Here is a 21,039-nt window from a genome sequence, read left to right on the forward strand (position 1 = left end):
CGCGCCGAGGCACAATTCTGTCTGGGAAGATGCCAATGAGTGACCTGCGCAAGATCATCATCGACGGGAAAGAGCTGGAGGTCGATCCGGCCATGACGCTGATCCAGGCCTGTGAGCAGGCCGGGATCGAGATCCCGCGCTTCTGCTACCACGAGCGCCTGTCGATCGCTGGCAACTGCCGCATGTGCCTTGTCGAGGTGGTGGGCGGCCCGCCCAAGCCCGCGGCCTCCTGCGCCATGCAGGTGCGTGACCTGCGCCCCGGGCCCGAGGGCCAGCCGCCGGTGGTCAAGACCAACTCGCCGATGGTCAAGAAGGCGCGCGAGGGGGTGATGGAGTTCCTGCTCATCAACCACCCGCTCGATTGCCCGATCTGCGACCAGGGCGGCGAATGCGACCTGCAGGACCAGGCGATGGCCTATGGCGTCGACTTCTCGCGCTTCCGCGAGCCCAAGCGCGCCGTCGACGATCTCGATCTCGGCCCGCTGGTCGAGACCCACATGACCCGCTGCATCTCCTGCACCCGCTGCGTGCGCTTCACCACCGAGGTGGCGGGCATCGCGCAGATGGGCCAGACCGGCCGCGGCGAGGATGCGGAGATCACCAGCTACCTGAACCAGACGCTGGATTCGAACCTGCAAGGCAACATCATCGACTTGTGCCCGGTGGGCGCGCTGGTCTCCAAGCCCTACGCCTTTACCGCCCGCCCGTGGGAGCTGACCAAGACCGAGAGCATCGACGTGATGGATGCGCTCGGCTCCAACATCCGGGTCGACACCAAGGGCCGCGAAGTGATGCGCTTCCTGCCGCGCAACCATGACGGCGTGAACGAGGAGTGGATTTCGGACAAAACCCGCTTCGTCTGGGACGGCCTGCGCCGCCAGCGCCTCGACAAGCCCTATATCCGCGACAACGGCAAGCTGCGCCCGGCCACCTGGCCCGAGGCGCTGACCAAGGTCGCCGAGACGCTGAAGGGCGCCAAGAAGCCGGTCGGCCTGGTGGGCGATCTCGCCTCCGTCGAGTCGGCGTTCTCGCTCAAGACCCTGATCGAGGGGCAGGGCGGTTCGGTCGAGTGCCGCACCGATGGCGCCAAGCTGCCCGCCGGCAACCGCTCGGCCTATGTCGGCAACGCGCTGATCGAGGACCTCGATGTCGCAAGCGAGGTCATCCTCGTGGGCGCGAACCCGGCGCAGGAAGCGCCCGTGCTCAACGCGCGCATCCGCAAGGCCTGGCTGCACGGCGCCACCGTGAAGCTGATCGGCGAAGCGGTGGATCTGACCTATGATTACGAGCATCTCGGTGCCGATCGCGCCGCTCTCTCCGCCGCCGAGGCGGGCGAGGGTGCTGTGGTCATCGTCGGGCAGGGCGCGCTGCAGGAGGCCGATGGCGCCGCGGTGCTTTCCACCGCGATGAAGCTGGCCGAGGCCGCCTCTGCCAAGTTCATGGTGCTGCACACCGCCGCCGCCCGCGTCGGCGCGCTCGACGTGAACGCGGTGACCGAGGGCGGCATGGATGCCGCCATCGACGGGGCCGACGTGATCTGGAACCTCGGCGCCGACGAGCTCGAGATCGCCGAGGGGCCCTTTGTGATCTATCAGGGCAGCCACGGCGACCGTGGCGCGCACCGCGCCGACGTGATCCTGCCGGGCGCCGCCTACACGGAAGAGAACGGGCTCTTCGTCAACACCGAGGGCCGTCCACAGCTTGCCATGCGCGCCTGCTTCCCGCCGGGCGAAGCCAAGGAGAATTGGGCCATCCTGCGCGCCCTCTCGGCCGAGCTTGGCGCGACGCTGCCGTGGGACAGCCTGCCGCAGCTGCGCCAGAAGCTGGTCGCCGAGGTGCCGCACCTGGCGCAGATCGACGAGGTTCCGGGCAACACCTGGGCCAGCACCGAGCCGGGCTCGCTGGGCAAAGCGTCGTTCCGCTACGCGATCAAGGATTTCTACCTGAGCAACCCGATCGCGCGGTCGAGCGTGCTGATGGCCGAGCTGTCGGCCAACGCCAAGGCCCGCCGCGACCAGCCGCTCGCCGCCGAATGACCATGCGGGCGCGCCTCTCCCTCTCCTGCCTCGCGCTGACGGCGCTGGCCTCCTGCGCCGAGACGGCACAGGAGCCCGATGCGCCGTTCGTGCCGGTCTACGAGGGGGTGGAGACTCGGCTGCTCGACGGCGATCTGGTGAATTTCTTCGTGCAGATGCGCGGCGCCCGCGATGCGGCGGATGTCGAGGATTACGCCCGTTGCGCCGCGGCGCAGTACGCGCTGATCCGCGGCTACGGATTCGCGCGGCATCTGCGCACGAATGTCGCGCAAGAGGGTGGCCTCTGGCGCGGAGATGCTGTTTACACGATCTCGGCGGCGTTGCCCGCAGGGCTGAAGACGATCGACGCGGAAGTCGTCGCGTCAGCCTGCGCCGAGAACGAAATACCGATGGTGTGAGGGACACTTGATGGCAGACTTCTTCTCAACCCCACTCGGAACCTTCGTGATCATCCTGGCCCAGTGCCTGGCCGTGCTCGGCTTCGTGATGATCTCGCTGCTGTTCCTGGTCTACGGTGACCGCAAGATCTGGGCCGCTGTCCAGATGCGGCGCGGGCCGAACGTCGTGGGCACCTTCGGCATCCTGCAATCGGTGGCCGACGCGCTGAAATACGTGCTCAAGGAGGTGGTGATCCCCGCCGGTTCCGACAAGGCGGTGTTCATCCTCGCGCCGATGATCTCGTTCGTCATGTCGATGATCGCCTGGGCGGTGATCCCGTTCTCGGACGGCTGGGTGCTCTCGGACATCAACGTGGCCATCCTCTACGTCTTCGCGATCTCCTCGCTCGAGGTCTACGGCGTGATCATGGGCGGCTGGGCGTCGAACTCGAAATACCCGTTCCTCGGCTCGCTGCGCTCTGCCGCGCAGATGATCTCTTACGAGGTGTCGATCGGCCTGATCATCATCGGCGTGATCATCTCGACCGGCTCGATGAACTTCGGCAACATCGTGCAGGCGCAGGACACCGGCTGGGGCTTCTTCGGCTGGTACTGGCTGCCGCATTTCCCGATGGTCTTCCTGTTCTTCATCTCGGCGCTGGCCGAGACCAACCGCCCGCCCTTCGACCTGCCGGAAGCGGAATCCGAGCTCGTCGCCGGGTACCAGGTGGAATACTCGGCCACGCCGTTCCTGCTCTTCATGGCCGGCGAATACATCGCCATCTTCCTGATGTGCGCGCTGACCTCGCTGCTGTTCTTCGGCGGCTGGCTGTCGCCGATCCCGGGGCTGCCCGACGGCGCGCTGTGGATGGTCGGCAAGATGGCCTTCTTCTTCTTCATCTTCGCGATGGTGAAGGCGATCACGCCCCGCTATCGCTACGACCAGCTCATGCGTCTTGGCTGGAAGGTGTTCCTTCCGTTCAGCCTCGTGTGGGTGGTCTTCGTGTCCTTTGCCGCCAAGTTCGGCTGGTTCTGGGGCATCTTCGCCCGCTGGACCACGGGAGGTTAAGCTAGCTCATGACTCAGATCGATTACGGCCGCGCGGCCAAGTATTTCCTGCTCACCGACTTCATCAAGGGCTTCGCCCTCGGGCTGAAATACTTCTTCGCGCCCAAGCCCACGCTCAACTACCCGCACGAGAAGGGCCCGCTGTCGCCGCGCTTCCGCGGCGAGCACGCGCTGCGCCGCTATCCCAACGGCGAAGAGCGCTGCATCGCCTGCAAGCTGTGCGAGGCGATCTGCCCGGCCCAGGCCATCACCATCGATGCCGAGCCGCGCGATGACGGCAGCCGCCGCACCACGCGCTACGACATCGACATGACCAAGTGCATCTATTGCGGCTTCTGCCAGGAGGCCTGCCCGGTCGACGCCATCGTCGAGGGGCCGAACTTCGAGTTTGCCACCGACACCCGTGAAGAGCTGTTCTACGACAAGCAGAAGCTGCTCGAGAACGGCGAGCGCTGGGAAGCCGAGATCGCCCGCAACCTCGAACTGGACGCGCCCTACCGCTGAGCCGAGAGAGATCGCCATGACCGCCACCCGCACCGCCCTTTCCGCAAGCCGCTGCCGCCTCGCGCGGCGGTGTGGCGGTGCGCTTGACCAAGGATTGACGGCATGACCGAAAAGACCCCGTTCGAGCTGATGATGCAGCAGGCGCAGGAGATGGCGAAGGCCTTCAACCCCGCGCTCGAGAGCTTCTCGCCGCGCGAGTACGAAAAGCTCTGGCCGACCATGCCCAAGGATTTCATGGAGTTCTGGTTCGGCCGCGGCATGTCGAAGGAGGGTCTCGACAGCAAGACCCGGCTTCTGCTGACGCTGGCGGGGTTGACGATGCAGGGCGCGCAGGCCGATACGCCGGTCAGGATGACCGTGCGCCACCTGATCGAGGCCGGCGCCACCAAGGACGAGATCGCCGAGACCATCGCCCACATGTCGATGTTCGCCGGCATACCCGCCATGACCCGCGCCATGGAGCTTGCGCGCGAGGTGATGGAAGACAACAAGGATGACGAAGAATGACCGTGTTCGCCTTCTACCTGTTCGCGCTCTGCACCATCGTCGGCGGGCTGTTCACCGTGATCAGCCGAAACCCGGTGCACTCGGTGCTCTGGCTGATCCTGGCCTTCCTCAGCTCGGCCGGGCTGTTCGTACTGCTGGGGGCGGAGTTCGTGGCGATGCTGCTGATCATCGTCTACGTGGGCGCGGTGGCGGTGCTGTTCCTCTTCGTGGTGATGATGCTCGATGTCGATTTCGCCGAGCTTCGGGCCGGGATGGCGAAATACATGCCGCTGGCGCTGCTGATCGGCGTCATCCTCCTGATGCAGCTCGGCATGGCCTTCGGCGTGTGGGAGGTCTCCGAGATCGCCGCCTCGCAGCTCTCGGCCCCGACGCCGCTGGCCACCGAGACCCAGAACACCGCGGCGCTCGGCCTGCTGCTTTATGACCGTTATTTCCTGCTGTTCCAGCTCGCCGGCCTGATCCTGCTGGTGGCGATGATCGGGGCCATCGTGCTGACCCTGCGCCACCGCCAGGACGTCAAGCGCCAGAACGTGCTGGCGCAGATGTACCGCGATCCGAAGAAGGCGATGGAACTTCGGGATGTGAAACCGGGGCAGGGGCTCTAAGGCCGCCGCCCGGCTCGCCCGCCCGGGCGAGCGACCAGAACGGGGCCCGCGGGCCCGACGCAAGACAAATGCTCCGCAACAGGGGCGGAAGAGGGACAGCGATGAGCGTAGCCAGTTGGATAGCCATCTTTTTCGCGGGAATCTTCGTTCCCGTCGTCCTCGGGGTGCGCCAGTCGCGGCGCCGGAACGGAGAGCGCACATGATCGGAGTCGAGCATTACCTCACAGTGGCGGCGGTGCTGTTCGTCACCGGCATCTTCGGGATCTTCCTGAACCGGAAGAACGTCATCATCCTGCTGATGAGCATCGAGCTCATCCTGCTCTCGGTGAACATCAACTTCGTGGCCTTCTCGGCGCATCTCGGCGATCTCGCGGGGCAGGTCTTCACGCTCTTCGTGCTCACCGTGGCCGCAGCCGAGGCGGCGATCGGCCTTGCGATCCTCGTCTGCTTCTTCCGCAACCGCGGCTCGATCGCCGTGGAAGACGTCAACGTGATGAAAGGCTAAAGCGAGATGGAGACGATCATCCTCTTCGCGCCGCTCGTGGGCGCCATCATCGGTGGCTTCGGCTGGAAGATCATCGGCGAGACCGCCGCGATGTGGACCACCACCGGCCTGCTGTTCCTGGCCTGCCTGTTGTCGTGGATCGTGTTCCTGACGCTGGGCGAGGCGCACACGGTATCGCTGTTCCGCTTCATCGAGAGCGGCACGCTCTCGACCGAGTGGGCGATCCGCGTCGACCGGCTGACCGCGATCATGCTGATCGTGGTGACCACGGTTTCGGCGCTCGTGCACCTCTACAGCTTCGGCTACATGGCTCATGACCCTCAGTTCGAGCACACGCCCTACAAGGCGCGCTTCTTCGCCTATCTCTCGCTCTTTACCTTCGCGATGCTGTCGCTGGTGACCGCCGACAACCTCGTGCAGATGTTCTTCGGCTGGGAGGGCGTGGGCCTGGCGTCGTACCTGCTGATTGGCTTCTACTACAAGAAGCCCTCGGCCAACGCCGCCGCGATGAAGGCCTTCGTGGTCAACCGGGTCGGCGATTTCGGCTTTGCGCTCGGGATCTTCGGGCTGTTCTACCTGACCGACAGCATCCAGTTCGACATCATCTTCAACGAAGTGCCGAACATCGCCGAGACCCAGCTCCACTTCCTGTGGCGCGAGTGGAACGCGGCCAACCTGATCGCCTTCCTGCTGTTCATCGGCGCGATGGGCAAGTCGGCGCAACTGCTTCTCCACACCTGGCTGCCCGACGCGATGGAAGGCCCGACGCCGGTCTCGGCGCTGATCCACGCCGCCACCATGGTGACCGCGGGCGTGTTCCTCGTCTGCCGCATGTCGCCGCTGATGGAGTTCGCGCCGGAGGCCACCGCCTTCATCACCTTCCTCGGCGCGACCACGGCGTTCTTCGCCGCCACCGTCGGCCTCGTGCAGAACGACATCAAGCGCGTCATCGCCTACTCGACCTGTTCGCAGCTCGGCTACATGTTCGTGGCCGCCGGCGTCGGCGTCTACTCGGTGGCGATGTTCCACCTGCTGACCCACGCCTTCTTCAAGGCGATGCTGTTCCTCGGGGCGGGCTCGGTGATCCACGCCATGCATCACGAGCAGGACATGCGCAATTACGGCGCGCTCAAGAACAAGATCCCGATGACCTTCTGGGCGATGATGATCGGCACGCTGGCGATCACCGGCGTCGGCATCCCGCTCACCGGCTGGTTCGGCTTCGCGGGCTTCGTCTCCAAGGACGCGATCATCGAGAGCGCCTGGGCCGGCACCGCAGGGGGCTATGCCTTCTGGATGCTGGTCATCGCGGCGCTGTTCACCAGCTTCTACAGCTGGCGCCTGATCTTCCTGACCTTCTTCGGCAAGGCGCGGGGCGACAAGCACACCCACGAGCACGCACATGAAAGCCCCAAGGTGATGCTGATCCCGCTGGGCGTTCTCGCCATCGGCGCGGTGTTCTCGGGCATGGTGTTCTACAAGTCCTTCTTTGGCGACCATGACAAGGTGCTGAGCTTCTTCGGAATGCCCGCGCATCACGCCGAGGCCTCCGAAGGCGGCCATGGCAGCGAGACTGGCACCGAGACCGCGGAAGCCGGCCACGGCGAGGAGGCTGCGCCCGCAGCCGAAGAGGCCCCCGCGGAAGAGACCGCAGCCGCCGACGCGGCGCATGGCGAGGAGGGCGACACTGCCCACGCCGCCACCGGGCTCGACTACGGCGCGATCTACATGGCGCCGGACAACACGGTGATGGACGACGCGCACCACGCGCCGGTCTGGGTGAAGCTCTCGCCCTTCATCGCCATGGTGCTGGGCTTCGTGGTGGCCTACTGGTTCTACATCGTGAACCCGACGCTGCCGCGCAAACTCGCCGAGAACCAGCGTCCGCTGTACCTGTTCCTGCTGAACAAGTGGTATTTCGACGAGGCCTATGACTTCCTCTTCGTCCGCCCCGCCAAGGCGGTGGGCCTGTTCTTCTGGAAGCGCGGTGACGGCAACGTCATCGATGGCACCATCAACGGCGTCGCGATGGGGATCATCCCCTTCCTGACCAAGCTCGCGGGACGCGCGCAGTCCGGCTACATCTTCACCTACGCCTTCGCCATGGTGATCGGGATCGCGATCCTGGTGACCTGGATGTCGATCCTCGGAGGGGCCCACTAATGGATAACCTGCTGTCCATCGTCACCTTCCTGCCCGCGCTGGCGGCGCTGATCCTGGCGCTGTTCCTGCGCGGCGGGGATGCTGCCGCCGACCGCAACGCCAAGTGGCTGGCGATGATCGCCACCTCGGCGACCTTCGTGATCTCGCTGTTCATCCTGTTCCAGTTCGATGCCTCGAACACCGGCTTCCAGATGGTGGAAGAGGGGACTTGGATCATGGGGATGAACTACAAGATGGGCGTGGACGGTATCTCGGTGCTGTTCGTCATGCTCACCACCTTCATGATGCCGCTGACCATCCTCGCGAGCTGGGACGTCAAGCTGCGGGTGAAGGAATACATGATCGCCTTCCTGCTGCTCGAGACGCTGATGCTCGGCGTGTTCATGGCGCTCGACCTGGTGCTGTTCTACCTGTTCTTCGAGGCAGGCCTGATCCCGATGTTCCTGATCATCGGCATCTGGGGCGGCAAGAACCGCATCTATGCCAGCTTCAAGTTCTTCCTCTACACCTTCCTCGGCTCGGTCCTGATGCTGGTGGCGATGGTGGCGATGTATGCCGATGCCGGCACCACCGACATCCCGACGCTGCTGGCGCACGAGTTCGCCTTCGCCGATTTCGAGGTGCTGGGTATCCACATCGTCGGTGGCCTGCAGACCATGCTTTGGCTCGCCTTCTTCGCCAGCTTCGCGGTGAAGATGCCGATGTGGCCGGTGCACACCTGGCTGCCGGATGCGCACGTGCAGGCGCCCACCGCGGGCTCGGTCGTGCTGGCGGCGATCCTGCTGAAGATGGGCGGCTACGGCTTCCTGCGCTTCTCTCTGCCGATGTTCCCGGTGGGCTCCGAGGTCATGGCACCGCTGGTGTTCTGGATGTCGGCCATCGCCATCGTCTACACCTCGCTCGTCGCGCTGGTGCAGGAGGACATGAAGAAGCTCATCGCCTATTCGTCGGTCGCTCACATGGGCTACGTGACCATGGGCATCTTTGCCGCCAACCAGCAGGGCATCGACGGTGCCATCTTCCAGATGATCAGCCACGGCTTCATCTCGGGCGCGCTGTTCCTCTGCGTTGGCGTCATCTACGACCGGATGCACACCCGCGAGATCGACGCCTATGGCGGCCTGGTGAACCGGATGCCGGCCTACGCGCTGATCTTCATGCTCTTCACCATGGCCAATGTCGGCCTGCCGGGCACCTCTGGCTTCATCGGCGAATTCCTGACGCTGATGGGCATCTTCCAGGTCAACACCTGGGTCGCCGCCGTGGCCGCCTCGGGGGTGATCTTCTCGGCGGCCTACGCGCTCTGGCTCTACCGCCGCGTGGTGCTGGGAGACCTGATCAAGGAGAGCCTGCGCACCATCCAGGACATGACCTCGCGCGAGAAGTGGATCTTCGCGCCTCTGGTGGTCATGACGCTCTGGCTCGGGGTCTACCCGGCGGCGGCGCTGGACATCATCGGGCCCTCGGTCGAGGCGCTCGTGGGCAATTATGACACGGCCGTCGCGGCCGCCGATCTTGGCGGACCGACCGTGGCCGAAGCGAACCACTAAGGGGGCGGGGCATGATCTCGGCTGATCTCAACATCATCCTCCCGGAGATCGTTCTGGCGGTCTTTGCCATGCTGGCACTGATCGGCGCGGTCTATACCGGCAAGGACAAGCTCGCCCCGGTGCTGGTCTGGGCCAGCGCTGCGGTGATGCTGGTCATGGCGCTCTGGATCGGCACCACCGGCGGGCAGGACCAGACGGCGTTCTGGGGCATGTTCACCGACGATGCCTTCTCGCGCTTCGCCAAGGTGGCGATCCTGCTCTCGGCGGCGGTCGTGCTGCTGATGTCCGAAGGCTACATGTCGCGCCACGGGCTCCTGCGCTTCGAGTACCCGGTGCTGGTGCTGCTCTCGGTCGTGGGCATGATGGTCATGGTTTCGGCCGGTGACCTGATGACGCTCTACATGGGGCTCGAGCTGCAATCTCTGGCGCTCTACGTCGTGGCCTCGCTGCGCCGCGACAGCGAGCGTTCGACCGAGGCCGGCCTGAAATACTTCGTGCTCGGCGCGCTGAGCTCGGGCCTGCTGCTCTACGGCGCCTCGCTGGTTTACGGCTTCGCCGGCACCACGCTGTTCTCCGGCGTCATCGCGGCGGCCACCGAGGGGCACATGTCGATCGGCCTTCTGATCGGCCTGGTGCTGATGATCTCGGGCCTGGCGTTCAAGGTCTCGGCAGTGCCGTTCCACATGTGGACGCCTGACGTCTACGAAGGCTCGCCGACCCCGGTCACCGCGTTCTTTGCCACCGCGCCGAAGGTTGCCGCGATGGGTCTCTTCGCACGGCTGCTCTTCGACGCCTTCGGCGGCGCCATCGCCGACTGGAGCCAGGTCGTGGCGCTGCTGTCGCTGCTGTCGATGTTCCTCGGCGCCATCGCCGCCATCGGCCAGCGCAACATCAAGCGCCTGATGGCCTATTCCTCGATCACCCATATGGGCTTTGCCCTGATGGGACTGGCCGCGGGCACCGAGTTCGGCGTGCAGGCGATGCTGGTCTACATGGCAATCTACGTCACGATGAATGTCGGCACCTTCGCCTTCATCCTGTCGCTGAGCCGCGAGGGCCAGCCGGTGACCGATATCGGCGCGCTGGGGATGTATTCCAAGCGCGAACCGGGCAAGGCGCTGGCGATGCTTGTGCTGCTGTTCTCCCTCGCGGGCGTGCCGCCGCTGGTGGGCTTCTTCGGCAAGCTCTACGTGCTGCAGGCGGCCTATGGCGGCGGGCTGGCATGGCTGGCGGTGGCCGGTGTGATCGCCTCGGTGATCAGCGCCTTCTACTACCTGCGCATCGTCTACTTCATGTATTTCGGTGAAGAGCGCGAGGACGCGCTGGATACCGGCGGGTCCCCGGTGCTCTGGGGTTTCCTGATGGTCTCGGCCTTCCTGATGGTGGCGGGGGTTGTGAACCTCTTCGGCGTCGAGGGCGCCGCGGCCGCGGCGGCGGCGACGCTTGTCAACTGAGCCGCACCGCCAGATGCCTGCAAACGGTGACGCGCCTCTGGCGCGTCGCTTTTTTCGTGCCGCCTGCGGCGGGTTTGCCTCCGGCGGGGATATTTTGAGCCAGAAGAAACACAACGGGGCGCGGGCGTGAGCTGGCCCGCGGGATATGGCCGCCGGGTGCTGGCGGAGATCGACAGCACCAATGCCGAAGCCGCGCGGTTGGCGGGGACGCTGGCGGGGCCCGAATGGATCTGCGCCCTGCGCCAGACCGCCGGGCGCGGGCGGCGCGGGCGGGCCTGGGCCAACCCCGAGGGCAATTTCGCCGCCACGCTGGTGACCATGCCGCGAGAGGCGCCGCAGCTCGTGGCGCTGCGCAGCTTCGTGGCCTCTCTGGCGCTGTTCGATGCCTTCTCCGCGGCCACCGGCCGGGTCGACGGGCTGGCGCTGAAATGGCCCAACGACGTGCTGCTCAATGGCGGCAAGGTGGCGGGCATCCTGCTCGAGAGCCTCGGCCAGCGCCGCGGCGTGGCGCATCTGGCGATCGGCATCGGGGTCAACCTCGTGGCCGCACCCGGCGCCGACGAGGTCGAGCCCGGTGCGCTGCGTCCGGTGTCGCTCTTGTCGGAGACCGGGGTGCACGTGGAGCCCGAGGCGTTTCTCGAGCTGCTGGCCAGCGCCTATGCCGAGCACGAGGCCCGGTTCGTGACCTATGGCTTCGCGCCGCTGCGCGAGGCCTGGCTGGCGCGCGCCGCGCGGCTGGGCGAGGTGATCACGGCGCGCACCGGCACGGCCGAGATCACAGGCACCTTCGAGACCGTGGACGCCGGCGGAAATCTGGTGTTGAAGAGCAGCGCCGGGCGGCAGGCGATCGCCGCGGCGGACGTGTTTTTCTGAGGGAGGAGGCACTGATGCTTCTCGCCATCGACTGCGGCAACACCAACACGGTCTTCTCGATCTGGGACGGCGAGCGCTTCCTCGCCACCTGGCGGACCTCGACCGAGCATCAGCGCACCGCCGACCAGTATTATGTCTGGCTCTCGACCCTGATGGAGTTCCAGGGCATCGAGGCCGACATCACCGACATGATCATCTCGTCGACCGTGCCGCGGGTGGTGTTCAACCTGCGCGTCCTGGCCGACCGTTATTTCAACACGCGGCCCTACGTGGTCGGCAAGCCCGATTGCCGGCTGCCGGTGGATGTGCGCGTCGATGCGGGCACCGCGGTGGGGCCGGACCGTCTTGTAAACACGGTGGCGGGTTACGATCTATATGGCGGCGACCTGATCGTGGTGGACTTCGGCACCGCCACCACCTTCGACGTGGTGGCAGGCGACGGGGCTTACGTCGGCGGCGTGATCGCGCCGGGCGTGAACCTCAGCCTCGAGGCGCTGCACCAGGCCGCCGCCGCGTTGCCGCATGTGGACATCACCAAGCCGCAGCGCGTGGTGGGCACAAACACCGTGGCCTGCATGCAATCGGGCGTGTTCTGGGGCTATGTCGGCCTCGTCCGTGAAATTTGCGACCGCATCAAGGCCGAACGTGATCGGCCGATGAGGGTCATCTCAACAGGCGGGCTGGCGCCTCTTTTCCAGCAATCCGAGGACCTGTTCGACGAGTGGGTGGATGAACTCACCATGCATGGTCTGACCGTCATACACAGCTACAACAAGAGGCAGGAAACTGCATGAGTAACGAGCGTATCATCTACCTCCCGCTGGGGGGCGCCGGCGAGATCGGCATGAACTGCTATGTCTACGGATATGGCGAACCGGGCAAGGAGCGTCTGATCGTCGTCGATCTGGGCGTCGCCTTCCCCGACATGGACAGCAGCCCCGGCGTCGACATCATCTTCGCCGACATCGCCTGGCTGGAGCAGAACCGCGACCGCATCGAGGCGGTGTTCATCACCCACGCCCACGAGGACCATATCGGCGCCGTGGGCCATTGCTTCGAGCGGCTCGGCGTCCGGATCCACGCCCGCGCCTTCACCGCCAACCTGGCGCGCCAGAAGCTGGCCGAGTACGGCTATTCCGAGGACACGGTGCAGACCTGCTCGAAATGGCCCGAGACCGTCGAGGCGGGGCCGTTCAAGGTCGGCTTCCTGCCGATCTCGCACTCGATCCCGGAAAGCTCGGCGCTGGTCATCGACACGCCCGGCGGGCGGCTGATCCACTCGGGCGACTTCAAGCTCGACCCGACCCCGATCGTGGGCGAAGCTTTCGATCCCGAGCTCTTCGCCGAGGTCTCGGCGGGCGGCGTCAAGGCGCTGATCTGCGACTCGACCAACGTGTTCTCGCCCAACCCGGGCCGCTCGGAGGTCGAGGTCGGGCCGAATATCGAGGAACTGGTCGCCGGCGCGCCCAACATGGTGGTCGCCACCACCTTCGCCTCCAACGTGGCGCGGGTTAAGACGCTGGCCGAGGCGGGCTCCAAGGCGGGCCGCTCGATCTGCCTTCTGGGCCGCGCCATGCGGCGGATGATCGAGGCCGCCATCGAGACCGGCGTGCTGACCGATTTCCCGCCGGTGATCGGGCCCGAGGACGCGGTGCAGATCCCGCGCGAGAACGTCATGCTGATCGTCACCGGCAGCCAGGGCGAGCGCCGCGCCGCCAGCGCGCAGCTGTCGCGCGGCAAGTACAACGGCATCGAGCTGAAGGAGGGCGATATGTTCCTGTTCTCCTCCAAGACCATCCCGGGCAACGAGAAGGACGTGATCCGGATCATGAACAACCTGTCGGAGAAGGGCGTCGACGTGGTCGATGACAGCGCCGGCAAGTATCACGTCTCGGGCCATGCCAATGGGCCCGATCTCGAGCGGCTGCACGAGATCGTGTCGCCGCAGCTGGTGATCCCGATGCATGGCGAACACCGTCACCTGCGCGAGCACGTCAAGCTTGCCAAGGCCAAGGGCCGTGCCGGCGTGCTGGCGGTCAACGGCATGATGATGGACCTGAGCGGCAACGAGCCCACCGTGGCCGAGTGGATCGACGCGGGCCGCACCTATCTCGACGGCTCGGTGCAGATCGGTGCGCTTGACGGCATCGTGCGCGACCGCATCCGCATGGCGCTGAACGGCCATGTCATCGTGACGGTGATCCTCGACGAGGATGACGAGCCGCTGGGCGAGCCGTGGTGCGAGCTGAAGGGCCTGCCCGAGACCGGGCGATCCAACGCCTCGCTGGTCGAGGTGCTGGAAGAGGACCTGAGCCAGTTCCTTGGCCGTGCCGGCGAGAAGACCCTCACCGATGACGACAAGATCGAGGAGGGCATGCGCCGCATCGTGCGCAACACCGCCCAGAACGAGATCGGCAAGAAGCCGGAAGTCACCATCGTGGTCAGCCGCCTCTCCTGAGGCGGCCGACACCGTTGACGCGGTCGCTGCCTTGCGCCATGCCATCCGTCATGACGGATCATGACGCAGAGGCGGTGCTCGGCCGCATTCCCGGACGCCTGAAAGAGGCGCGGCAGGCCCGTGGCCTGTCGCTCGACGCGGTGGCGAAACTGTCGGGCGTGAGCCGCTCGATGGTCAGCCAGATCGAGCGCGGCGAAAGCAACCCGACGGTGGCGACGCTGTGGAACCTCACCCGCGCGTTGCAGGTGGATTTCGCCGGGCTGCTGGAGCTCGGCCAGCCCGAGCGCGGCATCGAGGTGATCCGCGCCGCACAGGCGCCGACGATCACCGGCCACGGGCAGGGCTGCCACATCACCATCCTCTCGGAGCCCGAGAAGGTGGGCATCTACGAGATCTACGACATCCGCTTCGATCCCGGCGGTGCGCTCGAGAGCGGGCCGCACGGGCAGGGCGCACGCGAGCATCTGACGGTGCTCGAGGGCGGTCTCAGCGTGGTTTCGGGCGAGGCGCAGGAGACACTCGCGCCGGGCGACACGGCGCGCTACGCTGCCGATGTCGCACATGCGATCCGCGCCGGCGAGCAGGGCGCCCGCTGCTTCCTGATCGTGGAGACGCCATGAGGGTGTGGTGTGTGACGTCATAGCGGATTTGAATCCGCGATAACGTATCTTTTATATTGACCTAAAATCCGTAATGTCGGAAAAGGGGCGCAATCCAACGGAAGGAGTGCCCTCATGTCCGATGCTTTTCTCAGCCACATGCGCGACACGCTCGCGGGGATCGAGGCCGAAGGCCTGATGAAGACCGAGCGGCTGATCACCTCGCCGCAGGGCACCCGCGTCGGCGTCGATGGGCGCGAGCTGATCAATCTCTGCGCCAACAACTACCTCGGGCTCGCCGATCACCCGGCGCTGGTCGAGGCGGCGACGGAAGCGATGCGCGATCACGGCTATGGGATGGCCTCGGTGCGCTTCATCTGCGGCACTCAGGATCTGCACCGCGAGCTCGAGCAGCGGCTGGCAGCCTTCCTCGGCACGCAGGACAGCATCCTCTTCGCCGCCTGCTTCGATGCCAACGGCGCGCTCTTCGAGCCGCTTCTGGGGCCGGAGGACGCGGTGATCTCGGATGCGCTGAACCACGCCTCGATCATCGACGGCATCCGGCTCTGCAAGGCCAAGCGCTACCGCTACGCCAATTCCGACATGGCGGATCTCGAGGCGCAGCTGAAGGCGGCGCGGGCGGATGGCGCGCGCCATATCATGATCGCCACCGACGGGGTGTTCTCGATGGATGGCTACCTTGCCAAGCTGCCCGAGATCCGTGCACTGGCCGATCAATACGACGCGCTGCTGATGGTCGACGATTGCCATGCGACCGGCTTCATGGGGCCGAAGGGCGAGGGCACGCCAGCCCATTGCGGGGTCAGCGCAGACCTCCTCACCGGGACGCTGGGCAAGGCGCTCGGCGGCGCGCTTGGCGGCTATATCGCCGGGCCGCAGCCGGTGATCGACCTGCTGCGCCAGCGCGCGCGGCCCTATCTCTTCTCCAATGCGCTGCCGCCGGCGGTGGTGGCCGCTGGGCTCAAGGCGCTCGATCTGGTCGAGCAGGGCGACGACCTGCGGGCGCAGCTCTTCGAGAATTCCCGCTACTGGCGCGACGGGCTGACCGAGATCGGGTTCGACCTTCTCGAGGGTGAGCACCCGATCATCCCGGTGATGCTGTATGATGCCCGCAAGGCGCAGGCGATGGCGCAGCGGCTCTACGAGCTTGGCGTCTACGTGTCGGGGTTCTTCTTCCCGGTGGTGCCCAAGGGCCGCGCCCGCATTCGCACCCAGATGAACGCCGCGCTGACCCGCGCGGATCTTGACGAGGCCCTCGCCGCCTTTGACCGGGCCGGCCGCGACACAGGGGTGCTGACATGACCAACCAGATGATCGCATTGGAGAAGTCGAAGCCGGAGCCGGGTCTCTGGCAGGTCGAGGCGCCGGTGCCCGAGATCGGCCCCGAGGATGTGCTGATCCGGATCAACAAGACCGGCATCTGCGGTACCGACATCCATATCTGGAACTGGGACGAGTGGGCGCAGCGCACCGTGCCGGTGCCGCTGATCACCGGCCACGAATTCGCCGGCGAGATCGTCGAGCTGGGCCGCGACGTGACCGGTCTCGAGATCGGCCAGCGCTGTTCGGGCGAGGGACACCTGATCGGGCGTCAGAGCCGCCAGAGCCGCGCCGGGCGCTTTCACCTCGATCCCGAGACCCGCGGCATCGGCGTCAACGAGCAGGGCGCCTTCGCCGAGTATCTGCGCCTGCCGGCCTTCAACGTGGTGCCGCTGCCCGATGCCGTCGACGACGAGATCGGCGCGATCCTCGATCCGCTGGGCAACGCGGTGCACACGGCGCTGAGCTATGATCTGGTGGGCGAGGACGTGCTGATCACCGGCGCCGGCCCCATCGGCATCATGGCCGCGGCGGTGGCACGGCACGTGGGCGCGCGGCACGTCGTCATCACCGACGTCAACCCGGCGCGGCTCGAGCTTGCGGCGCAGGTGACGGACGTGGTGCCGGTCAACGTGGCGCAGGAGGATCTGCGCGACGTGGCGGCGCGGCTGAAGATGAAGCAGGGCTTCGACGTCGGGCTCGAGATGTCGGGCAATCAGGCGGCGCTCGACCAGATGGTCGAAAGCCTCGTGATGGGCGGGCGCATCGCGCTGCTGGGCATTCCGCCGGGCAAGAGCCCGGTCGACTGGTCGCGCATCGTGTTCAAGGCGATCACGCTCAAGGGCATCTATGGCCGCGAGATCTTCGAGACCTGGTACAAGATGATCGCGATGCTGGAGAACGGGCTCGACGTGCGCCGGGTGATCACCCACCGCTTCGCGGCAACGGACTTTCGCGAGGGGTTCGAGATCATGCGCAGCGGGCTCTCGGGGAAGGTGGTGCTGGACTGGCGCTGAGGGCGTAAGATGTCCCGGGTTCCGGCGCCTGAGAGGGCGGGCGGCGCCTTGTGAAGCGGCCCTTGCCTGTCACTCCCCGCCGAGCTTCTTGAGCAGGCGGAGCAGCGTCTCCTTCTCGCGCTCGCGCAGGGGGGACAGCGTCTCGGCACTCACCGCGATGGCGGCATCCACCGCCGCGTCGATCAGCGCCACGCCGTCGGCGGTGAGCGAGACGAGATGGCGGCGGCGGTCCACCGGGTCGGCTTCGGTCTTCAGCAGGCCGCGCGCGATCAGCCGGTCGACCACGCCCTTGGTCGTCGCCCCGTCCATGGCCACCGAGCGGCCCAGCAGGTTCTGCGAGGTCGGACCGTCCTCGGCCAGCCGGTGCATCACCGAGAACTGCGTGGGCGTCAGTTTTCCCGGCACGCTTTCGGCGAAGATGTTCGAGTTGCGCTGGTAGGCCTTGCGGAGCAGGAACCCGATCTGTTCGTCGAGCACGTAGCCATGTTCGGCGCTGGTGCGGGCTTTCGGCGTGTCTTCCAAGAAATCGGACCTCCTGTCTGGCGCTCCATCCTTGCAAAAAGAGCGCCCCTTTGGCGATTATGCTGCAGTGCAGTATAGGCGCTTGTGGCTCAGACGGAAAGATAGGCGTCGCGGATCTCGGGATGTGCCTCCAACTCCTTGAAACTGCCGTCGAACTTCTTCTCTCCGCCTTCGATGATGATGGCTCGATCAGCCACCGCGCGGGCGAAATGCAGGTTCTGCTCGGAGATCATCACCGTCAGACCCTCGGCCTTGAGCTTCAGGATCGTCGCCGCCATCTGCTCGACGATCACCGGCGCGATGCCCTCGGAGGGCTCATCGAGCAGCAGCAGGGAGGGGTTGCCCATCAGCGTACGCGCAATGGTCAGCATCTGCTGCTCGCCGCCCGACATGTGCTTGCCGCGGTTGGCGCGGCGCTCGGAGAGGTTGGGAAAGATCTCGAAGAGTTGCTCGACGGTCCAGTGCGGCGCGTCCTGGCGCCTGGGCTGGCGCCCGACCTCGAGGTTCTCGATCACCGTCAGGTCGGTGAAGATCCGCCGGTCCTCGGGGACGTAGCCGATGCCGTCCTTGGCGACCCGGAAGGCCGGTTGGCCGATGAGGTTTTCGCCCTGAAACACCACCTGTCCCTGCTTCGGGCGGACAAGCTGCATCACCGATTTCATCGTGGTGGACTTGCCGGCGCCGTTGCGGCCCAGAAGTGCCACCACTTCGCCGCGCCGCACCTCGAAGCTCAGGTCGTTGAGAATGTGTGCCTTGCCGTAATAGCTGTGGATGCGCTCGACGCTAAGCATGGGACTCCTCCTTGAAGAGCGTCCCGCCGCCCAGATAGACCTCCTGGACCTGCGGGTTGTTGCGCACGGCGGTGGCGTCGCCATCGGCGATCAGCTCGCCGCGGTTCAGCACCATGATGTGATGGGAATGGGCGAAGACCACGTCCATGTCGTGCTCGGTAAACAGCACCGAGACGCCCTGGTCGCGGACGATGTCGGCGACGAGCTGCATCAGCTCGACGCGGGCGCTCGGGGCCATGCCGGCGGTAGGCTCGTCCATCAGCAGCAGGCGCGGCCGGTGGCAGAGCGCGATGGCCAGCTCGAGCCGCTTGAGATCGCCATAGGCGAGGATCGAGCAGGGTCGGTCGGCCTGATCCTGCATCGACACGGTCTCGAGGAACTCGAACGCCTCCTCGCGGTAGAGCTTCCACGCCCGGGACCCGAACGAGAAGATCTTGCGGTGATGGCTCATCAGCGCCATCTGCACGTTCTCGATCACCGTCATCGACTGGTAGGTGCCGGTGATCTGGAAGGTCCGTCCCACGCCCCGGCGCCAGATGTCGCGGGGCTTGTGGCCGGTGATCCGCTCGCCCTCGAAGAAGACCTCGCCTTCGGTGGGTTTGAGCTGCCCCATCAGCATGTTGAAGCAGGTCGACTTGCCGGCGCCGTTGGGGCCGATCAGCGCCTTCAGCTCGCCCTTGGCGACGCTAAAGGACACGCCGTTGACCGCGAGAAAGCCGTCATAGCTCTTCTTGAGGGTCTCGACTCTAAGGATCTCGGACATCAGACCGTCTCCTCATCGGTGTTGCGGATGCGGCGCCAGAGCGTGCGCAGGGTGCCGACGATGCCCTCGGGCATCACGATCACCACGGCGATGATCACCAGACCCAACAGCAGGCGCCAGTATTCGAGGCGGGTCAGCCAGTCCTCGACCACGGTCATGAAGCCTGCGCCGACGACCCCGCCGGCCAGCGTCTTCACACCGCCGAGGAAGACCACGATCAGCGCGTCGAAGCTCTTGGCGATCTCCAACTCGGTGGGAAAGACCGAGCCCTTGGCGAAGACGAAGATGCCGCCCGCCAGACCGGCCATGGCGCCGGCGAGGGCGAAGGCCACGAACTGCACGCGCTTGACGTCGATGCCGGTGGCCTCGGCCTGGCGCGGGCTGTCGCGCCCGGCGCGCAGGGCATAGCCGAAGGGCGAATGGATGACGTGGCGCAGGAACAGGATGCCGCCGACGCCGAGGATCAGGGCGAAATAGTAGTAGGTCTCGGTGCCCGAGAGCCACTCGGAGGGCCAGATGTTGACCAGCCCGTCATCGCCGCGCGTCACCGCGCGCCACTGGAAGGCAAGGCTCCAGACCAGCTGGCTGAAGGCCAGCGTCAGCATGGCGAAATAGACCCCGGTGAGGCGGATGCAGAACCAGCCGATGCCAAGCGCCAGCAGGCCTGCGGCCAGCGGCGCGAAGAGGAAGGCCAGCTCCATCGGCGTGTCGGTGTGGAACACCAAGAGCGCCGCGGCATAGGCGCCGCCGCCGAAGAAGGCGGCATGGCCGAAGCTCACCAGTCCGCCGGAGCCGAGGATGAAATGCAGCGAGGCGGCAAAGAGCGCGAAGATCACCATGTCGATGGTCAGGATCAGCATGAACTGGTCGACAAAGAGCGGCAGCAGCGCGAGGCCAAGCAGCAGCGCCGCGATCAGCGCCTGACCCATCGGGCCATAGGGGCGGATCGGGGTTTCCGGCGCGCCGACCTGCCCGTGCTCGCCGGCGACTTCCTCCCGGCCCAGAAGGCCGTAGGGGCGGATGATCAGCACCACGGCCATGACGACGAACATCAAGACCAGCGTCGATTGCGGCAGGTAGGTGACGCCGAAGACGTTCAGGACCGAGATCAGCACCGAGGCGATGAAGGCGCCGGGCAGGGAGCCCATGCCGCCGATCACCACCACCACGAAGACCGCGCCGATGATGTTGAAATCCATCAGCAGATCGGCGCCGCCCTTGGGCAGCTGCAGCGCGCCGCCCCAGCCGGCGAGCGCCGAGCCGAGGGCGAAGACGCCGGTGAAGAGCCAGGCCTGGTTGACGCCGAGCGCGCCGACCATCTCGCGGTCCTGCGTGGCGGCGCGCACCAGCACGCCGAGCCGGGTCTTGGTGATGAGATACCAGAGCGCGAAGAGGATGAAGGGGGTGATGGCGATCAGGATGATGTCGTACTTGGGCACCGGCTCGCCGAAGATGCGCCAGACGCCGCGCAGGCCCGGGGCGCGCGGCCCGAGCCGGTCCTCGGCGCCCCAGATCATCAGCGCGAGATCCTGGATCACGAGGATCACGCCGAAGGTGGCGACAAGCTGGAACAGCTCGGGCGCGCGGTAGATCGGGCGCAGCACCACCATCTCGACAAAGGCGCCGATCAGTCCGACCGCGATGCCGGTGAGCAGGATGGCGCCCCAGAAGCCCACCGCGCCGGGCAGGATCTCCATCAGGTAGATGCCGATGAAGGCGCCGAGCATGTAGAACGAGCCATGCGCGAAGTTGACGATCCGGGTGACGCCGAAGATCAGCGACAGCCCGGAGGCGACGAGGAACAGAGCCGCCGCATTGGCGAGCCCCGTCAGGAACTGGGCGAATAAGAAGGCCATGGTCCGGGTGGTGCTTTCCTGTCAGGCGTTCGGGCGCAGTGGGTCGCGGGC

20 protein-coding genes are annotated in these 21,039 nt (G+C 66.1%); 16 read left to right on the top strand and 4 right to left on the bottom strand.

Annotation, left to right across the window (positions count from 1 at the left end):
- Positions 1-35: 35 nt before the first annotated feature.
- The 16 genes from nuoG (at position 36) to tdh (ending at position 17,056) form a co-directional block, all read left to right on the top strand.
- Positions 36-2,036 (top strand): NADH-quinone oxidoreductase subunit NuoG, encoded by a 2,001-nt coding sequence (gene nuoG, locus R2601_RS13855; protein ID WP_007799393.1) that lies wholly within the window; start codon positions 36-38, stop codon positions 2,034-2,036.
- 2 nt (positions 2,037-2,038) lie between these two features.
- Positions 2,039-2,434, top strand: coding sequence for a YNQ4 family lipoprotein (locus tag R2601_RS13860; RefSeq protein WP_040544734.1), 396 nt, complete (start codon positions 2,039-2,041; stop codon positions 2,432-2,434).
- Positions 2,435-2,444: 10 nt separating this feature from the next.
- Positions 2,445-3,482, top strand: a complete 1,038-nt coding sequence (gene nuoH, locus R2601_RS13865; RefSeq protein ID WP_007799395.1) for an NADH-quinone oxidoreductase subunit NuoH — start codon at positions 2,445-2,447, stop codon at positions 3,480-3,482.
- An 8-nt stretch (positions 3,483-3,490) separates the two neighbouring features.
- Entirely contained in the window at positions 3,491-3,985 is a 495-nt protein-coding gene (nuoI, locus tag R2601_RS13870) for an NADH-quinone oxidoreductase subunit NuoI (RefSeq protein WP_007799396.1), read from the top strand.
- A gap of 102 nt (positions 3,986-4,087) precedes the next feature.
- Positions 4,088-4,492 carry a carboxymuconolactone decarboxylase family protein gene (locus tag R2601_RS13875; protein ID WP_007799398.1) on the top strand — a complete coding sequence of 135 codons (405 nt, stop codon included), beginning with the start codon at positions 4,088-4,090 and terminating at the stop codon, positions 4,490-4,492.
- Positions 4,489-5,097: an NADH-quinone oxidoreductase subunit J gene (locus R2601_RS13880; protein WP_007799400.1), complete on the top strand. Its 609-nt coding sequence runs from the start codon at positions 4,489-4,491 to the stop codon at positions 5,095-5,097. Before R2601_RS13875 ends, R2601_RS13880 begins: the two co-directional genes overlap by 4 nt.
- A 199-nt stretch (positions 5,098-5,296) precedes the next feature.
- Entirely contained in the window at positions 5,297-5,602 is a 306-nt protein-coding gene (gene nuoK / locus R2601_RS13885) for an NADH-quinone oxidoreductase subunit NuoK (protein ID WP_007799404.1), read from the top strand.
- A gap of 6 nt (positions 5,603-5,608) precedes the next feature.
- Positions 5,609-7,765 carry an NADH-quinone oxidoreductase subunit L gene (gene nuoL / locus R2601_RS13890; RefSeq protein WP_007799407.1) on the top strand — a complete coding sequence of 719 codons (2,157 nt, stop codon included), beginning with the start codon at positions 5,609-5,611 and terminating at the stop codon, positions 7,763-7,765.
- The gene (locus R2601_RS13895) at positions 7,765-9,315 is read left to right on the top strand and encodes an NADH-quinone oxidoreductase subunit M (RefSeq protein WP_007799410.1); all 1,551 of its coding nucleotides are present in this window, start codon (positions 7,765-7,767) and stop codon (positions 9,313-9,315) included. Before nuoL ends, R2601_RS13895 begins: the two co-directional genes overlap by 1 nt.
- An 11-nt stretch (positions 9,316-9,326) precedes the next feature.
- Positions 9,327-10,769 carry an NADH-quinone oxidoreductase subunit NuoN gene (gene nuoN / locus R2601_RS13900; protein ID WP_007799411.1) on the top strand — a complete coding sequence of 481 codons (1,443 nt, stop codon included), beginning with the start codon at positions 9,327-9,329 and terminating at the stop codon, positions 10,767-10,769.
- 126 nt (positions 10,770-10,895) lie between these two features.
- Positions 10,896-11,642, top strand: a complete 747-nt coding sequence (locus R2601_RS13905; RefSeq protein WP_007799413.1) for a biotin--[acetyl-CoA-carboxylase] ligase — start codon at positions 10,896-10,898, stop codon at positions 11,640-11,642.
- Positions 11,643-11,656: 14 nt separating this feature from the next.
- Positions 11,657-12,436: a type III pantothenate kinase gene (locus tag R2601_RS13910; protein WP_007799414.1), complete on the top strand. Its 780-nt coding sequence runs from the start codon at positions 11,657-11,659 to the stop codon at positions 12,434-12,436.
- Positions 12,433-14,100 carry a ribonuclease J gene (locus tag R2601_RS13915; RefSeq protein WP_007799417.1) on the top strand — a complete coding sequence of 556 codons (1,668 nt, stop codon included), beginning with the start codon at positions 12,433-12,435 and terminating at the stop codon, positions 14,098-14,100. The genes R2601_RS13910 and R2601_RS13915 overlap by 4 nt, the downstream gene beginning before the upstream one ends.
- Before the next feature lie 50 nt (positions 14,101-14,150).
- The gene (locus R2601_RS13920; RefSeq protein ID WP_007799419.1) at positions 14,151-14,720 is read left to right on the top strand and encodes a helix-turn-helix domain-containing protein; all 570 of its coding nucleotides are present in this window, start codon (positions 14,151-14,153) and stop codon (positions 14,718-14,720) included.
- Positions 14,721-14,834: 114 nt separating this feature from the next.
- Entirely contained in the window at positions 14,835-16,022 is a 1,188-nt protein-coding gene (locus tag R2601_RS13925) for a glycine C-acetyltransferase (RefSeq protein WP_007799421.1), read from the top strand.
- Positions 16,019-17,056 (top strand): L-threonine 3-dehydrogenase, encoded by a 1,038-nt coding sequence (gene tdh / locus R2601_RS13930; protein ID WP_007799423.1) that lies wholly within the window; start codon positions 16,019-16,021, stop codon positions 17,054-17,056. Before R2601_RS13925 ends, tdh begins: the two co-directional genes overlap by 4 nt.
- Before the next feature lie 69 nt (positions 17,057-17,125).
- Here tdh and R2601_RS13935 read toward each other — a convergent pair whose 3' ends face one another.
- The 4 genes from R2601_RS13935 to R2601_RS13950 all read right to left on the bottom strand — a co-directional run bounded on the left by R2601_RS13935 (position 17,126) and on the right by R2601_RS13950 (position 20,988).
- On the bottom strand, positions 17,126-17,578 hold the full coding sequence (locus tag R2601_RS13935; RefSeq protein ID WP_007799425.1) for a MarR family winged helix-turn-helix transcriptional regulator: 453 nt from the start codon (positions 17,576-17,578) through the stop codon (positions 17,126-17,128).
- An 89-nt stretch (positions 17,579-17,667) separates the two neighbouring features.
- Positions 17,668-18,369: an ABC transporter ATP-binding protein gene (locus R2601_RS13940; RefSeq protein ID WP_007799427.1), complete on the bottom strand. Its 702-nt coding sequence runs from the start codon at positions 18,367-18,369 to the stop codon at positions 17,668-17,670.
- Positions 18,362-19,132, bottom strand: a complete 771-nt coding sequence (locus R2601_RS13945) for an ABC transporter ATP-binding protein (protein ID WP_007799429.1) — start codon at positions 19,130-19,132, stop codon at positions 18,362-18,364. Before R2601_RS13945 ends, R2601_RS13940 begins: the two co-directional genes overlap by 8 nt.
- Positions 19,132-20,988, bottom strand: coding sequence for an ABC transporter permease (locus R2601_RS13950; RefSeq protein WP_007799432.1), 1,857 nt, complete (start codon positions 20,986-20,988; stop codon positions 19,132-19,134). Before R2601_RS13950 ends, R2601_RS13945 begins: the two co-directional genes overlap by 1 nt.
- Between the last annotated feature and the right edge of the window lie 51 nt (positions 20,989-21,039).

The sequence above is a fragment of the Salipiger bermudensis HTCC2601 genome (assembly GCF_000153725.1).
Lineage (GTDB): Bacteria > Pseudomonadota > Alphaproteobacteria > Rhodobacterales > Rhodobacteraceae > Salipiger > Salipiger bermudensis.

What these genes read in the sequence shown, in the direction of transcription:
- nuoG (WP_007799393.1), top strand. Translation starts at nt 36, where the DNA reads ATGAGTGACCTGCGCAAGATCATCATCGACGGGAAAGAGCTGGAGGTC.
- R2601_RS13920 (WP_007799419.1), top strand. Translation starts at nt 14,151, where the DNA reads ATGACGGATCATGACGCAGAGGCGGTGCTCGGCCGCATTCCCGGACGC.
- nuoK (WP_007799404.1), top strand. Translation starts at nt 5,297, where the DNA reads ATGATCGGAGTCGAGCATTACCTCACAGTGGCGGCGGTGCTGTTCGTC.
- nuoI (WP_007799396.1), top strand. Translation starts at nt 3,491, where the DNA reads ATGACTCAGATCGATTACGGCCGCGCGGCCAAGTATTTCCTGCTCACC.
- R2601_RS13860 (WP_040544734.1), top strand. Translation starts at nt 2,039, where the DNA reads ATGCGGGCGCGCCTCTCCCTCTCCTGCCTCGCGCTGACGGCGCTGGCC.
- nuoL (WP_007799407.1), top strand. Translation starts at nt 5,609, where the DNA reads ATGGAGACGATCATCCTCTTCGCGCCGCTCGTGGGCGCCATCATCGGT.
- R2601_RS13940 (WP_007799427.1), bottom strand. Translation starts at nt 18,369, where the DNA reads ATGCTTAGCGTCGAGCGCATCCACAGCTATTACGGCAAGGCACACATT.
- nuoH (WP_007799395.1), top strand. Translation starts at nt 2,445, where the DNA reads ATGGCAGACTTCTTCTCAACCCCACTCGGAACCTTCGTGATCATCCTG.
- R2601_RS13895 (WP_007799410.1), top strand. Translation starts at nt 7,765, where the DNA reads ATGGATAACCTGCTGTCCATCGTCACCTTCCTGCCCGCGCTGGCGGCG.
- R2601_RS13915 (WP_007799417.1), top strand. Translation starts at nt 12,433, where the DNA reads ATGAGTAACGAGCGTATCATCTACCTCCCGCTGGGGGGCGCCGGCGAG.
- R2601_RS13950 (WP_007799432.1), bottom strand. Translation starts at nt 20,988, where the DNA reads ATGGCCTTCTTATTCGCCCAGTTCCTGACGGGGCTCGCCAATGCGGCG.
- R2601_RS13910 (WP_007799414.1), top strand. Translation starts at nt 11,657, where the DNA reads ATGCTTCTCGCCATCGACTGCGGCAACACCAACACGGTCTTCTCGATC.
- R2601_RS13925 (WP_007799421.1), top strand. Translation starts at nt 14,835, where the DNA reads ATGTCCGATGCTTTTCTCAGCCACATGCGCGACACGCTCGCGGGGATC.
- nuoN (WP_007799411.1), top strand. Translation starts at nt 9,327, where the DNA reads ATGATCTCGGCTGATCTCAACATCATCCTCCCGGAGATCGTTCTGGCG.
- R2601_RS13875 (WP_007799398.1), top strand. Translation starts at nt 4,088, where the DNA reads ATGACCGAAAAGACCCCGTTCGAGCTGATGATGCAGCAGGCGCAGGAG.
- R2601_RS13945 (WP_007799429.1), bottom strand. Translation starts at nt 19,132, where the DNA reads ATGTCCGAGATCCTTAGAGTCGAGACCCTCAAGAAGAGCTATGACGGC.
- R2601_RS13880 (WP_007799400.1), top strand. Translation starts at nt 4,489, where the DNA reads ATGACCGTGTTCGCCTTCTACCTGTTCGCGCTCTGCACCATCGTCGGC.
- tdh (WP_007799423.1), top strand. Translation starts at nt 16,019, where the DNA reads ATGACCAACCAGATGATCGCATTGGAGAAGTCGAAGCCGGAGCCGGGT.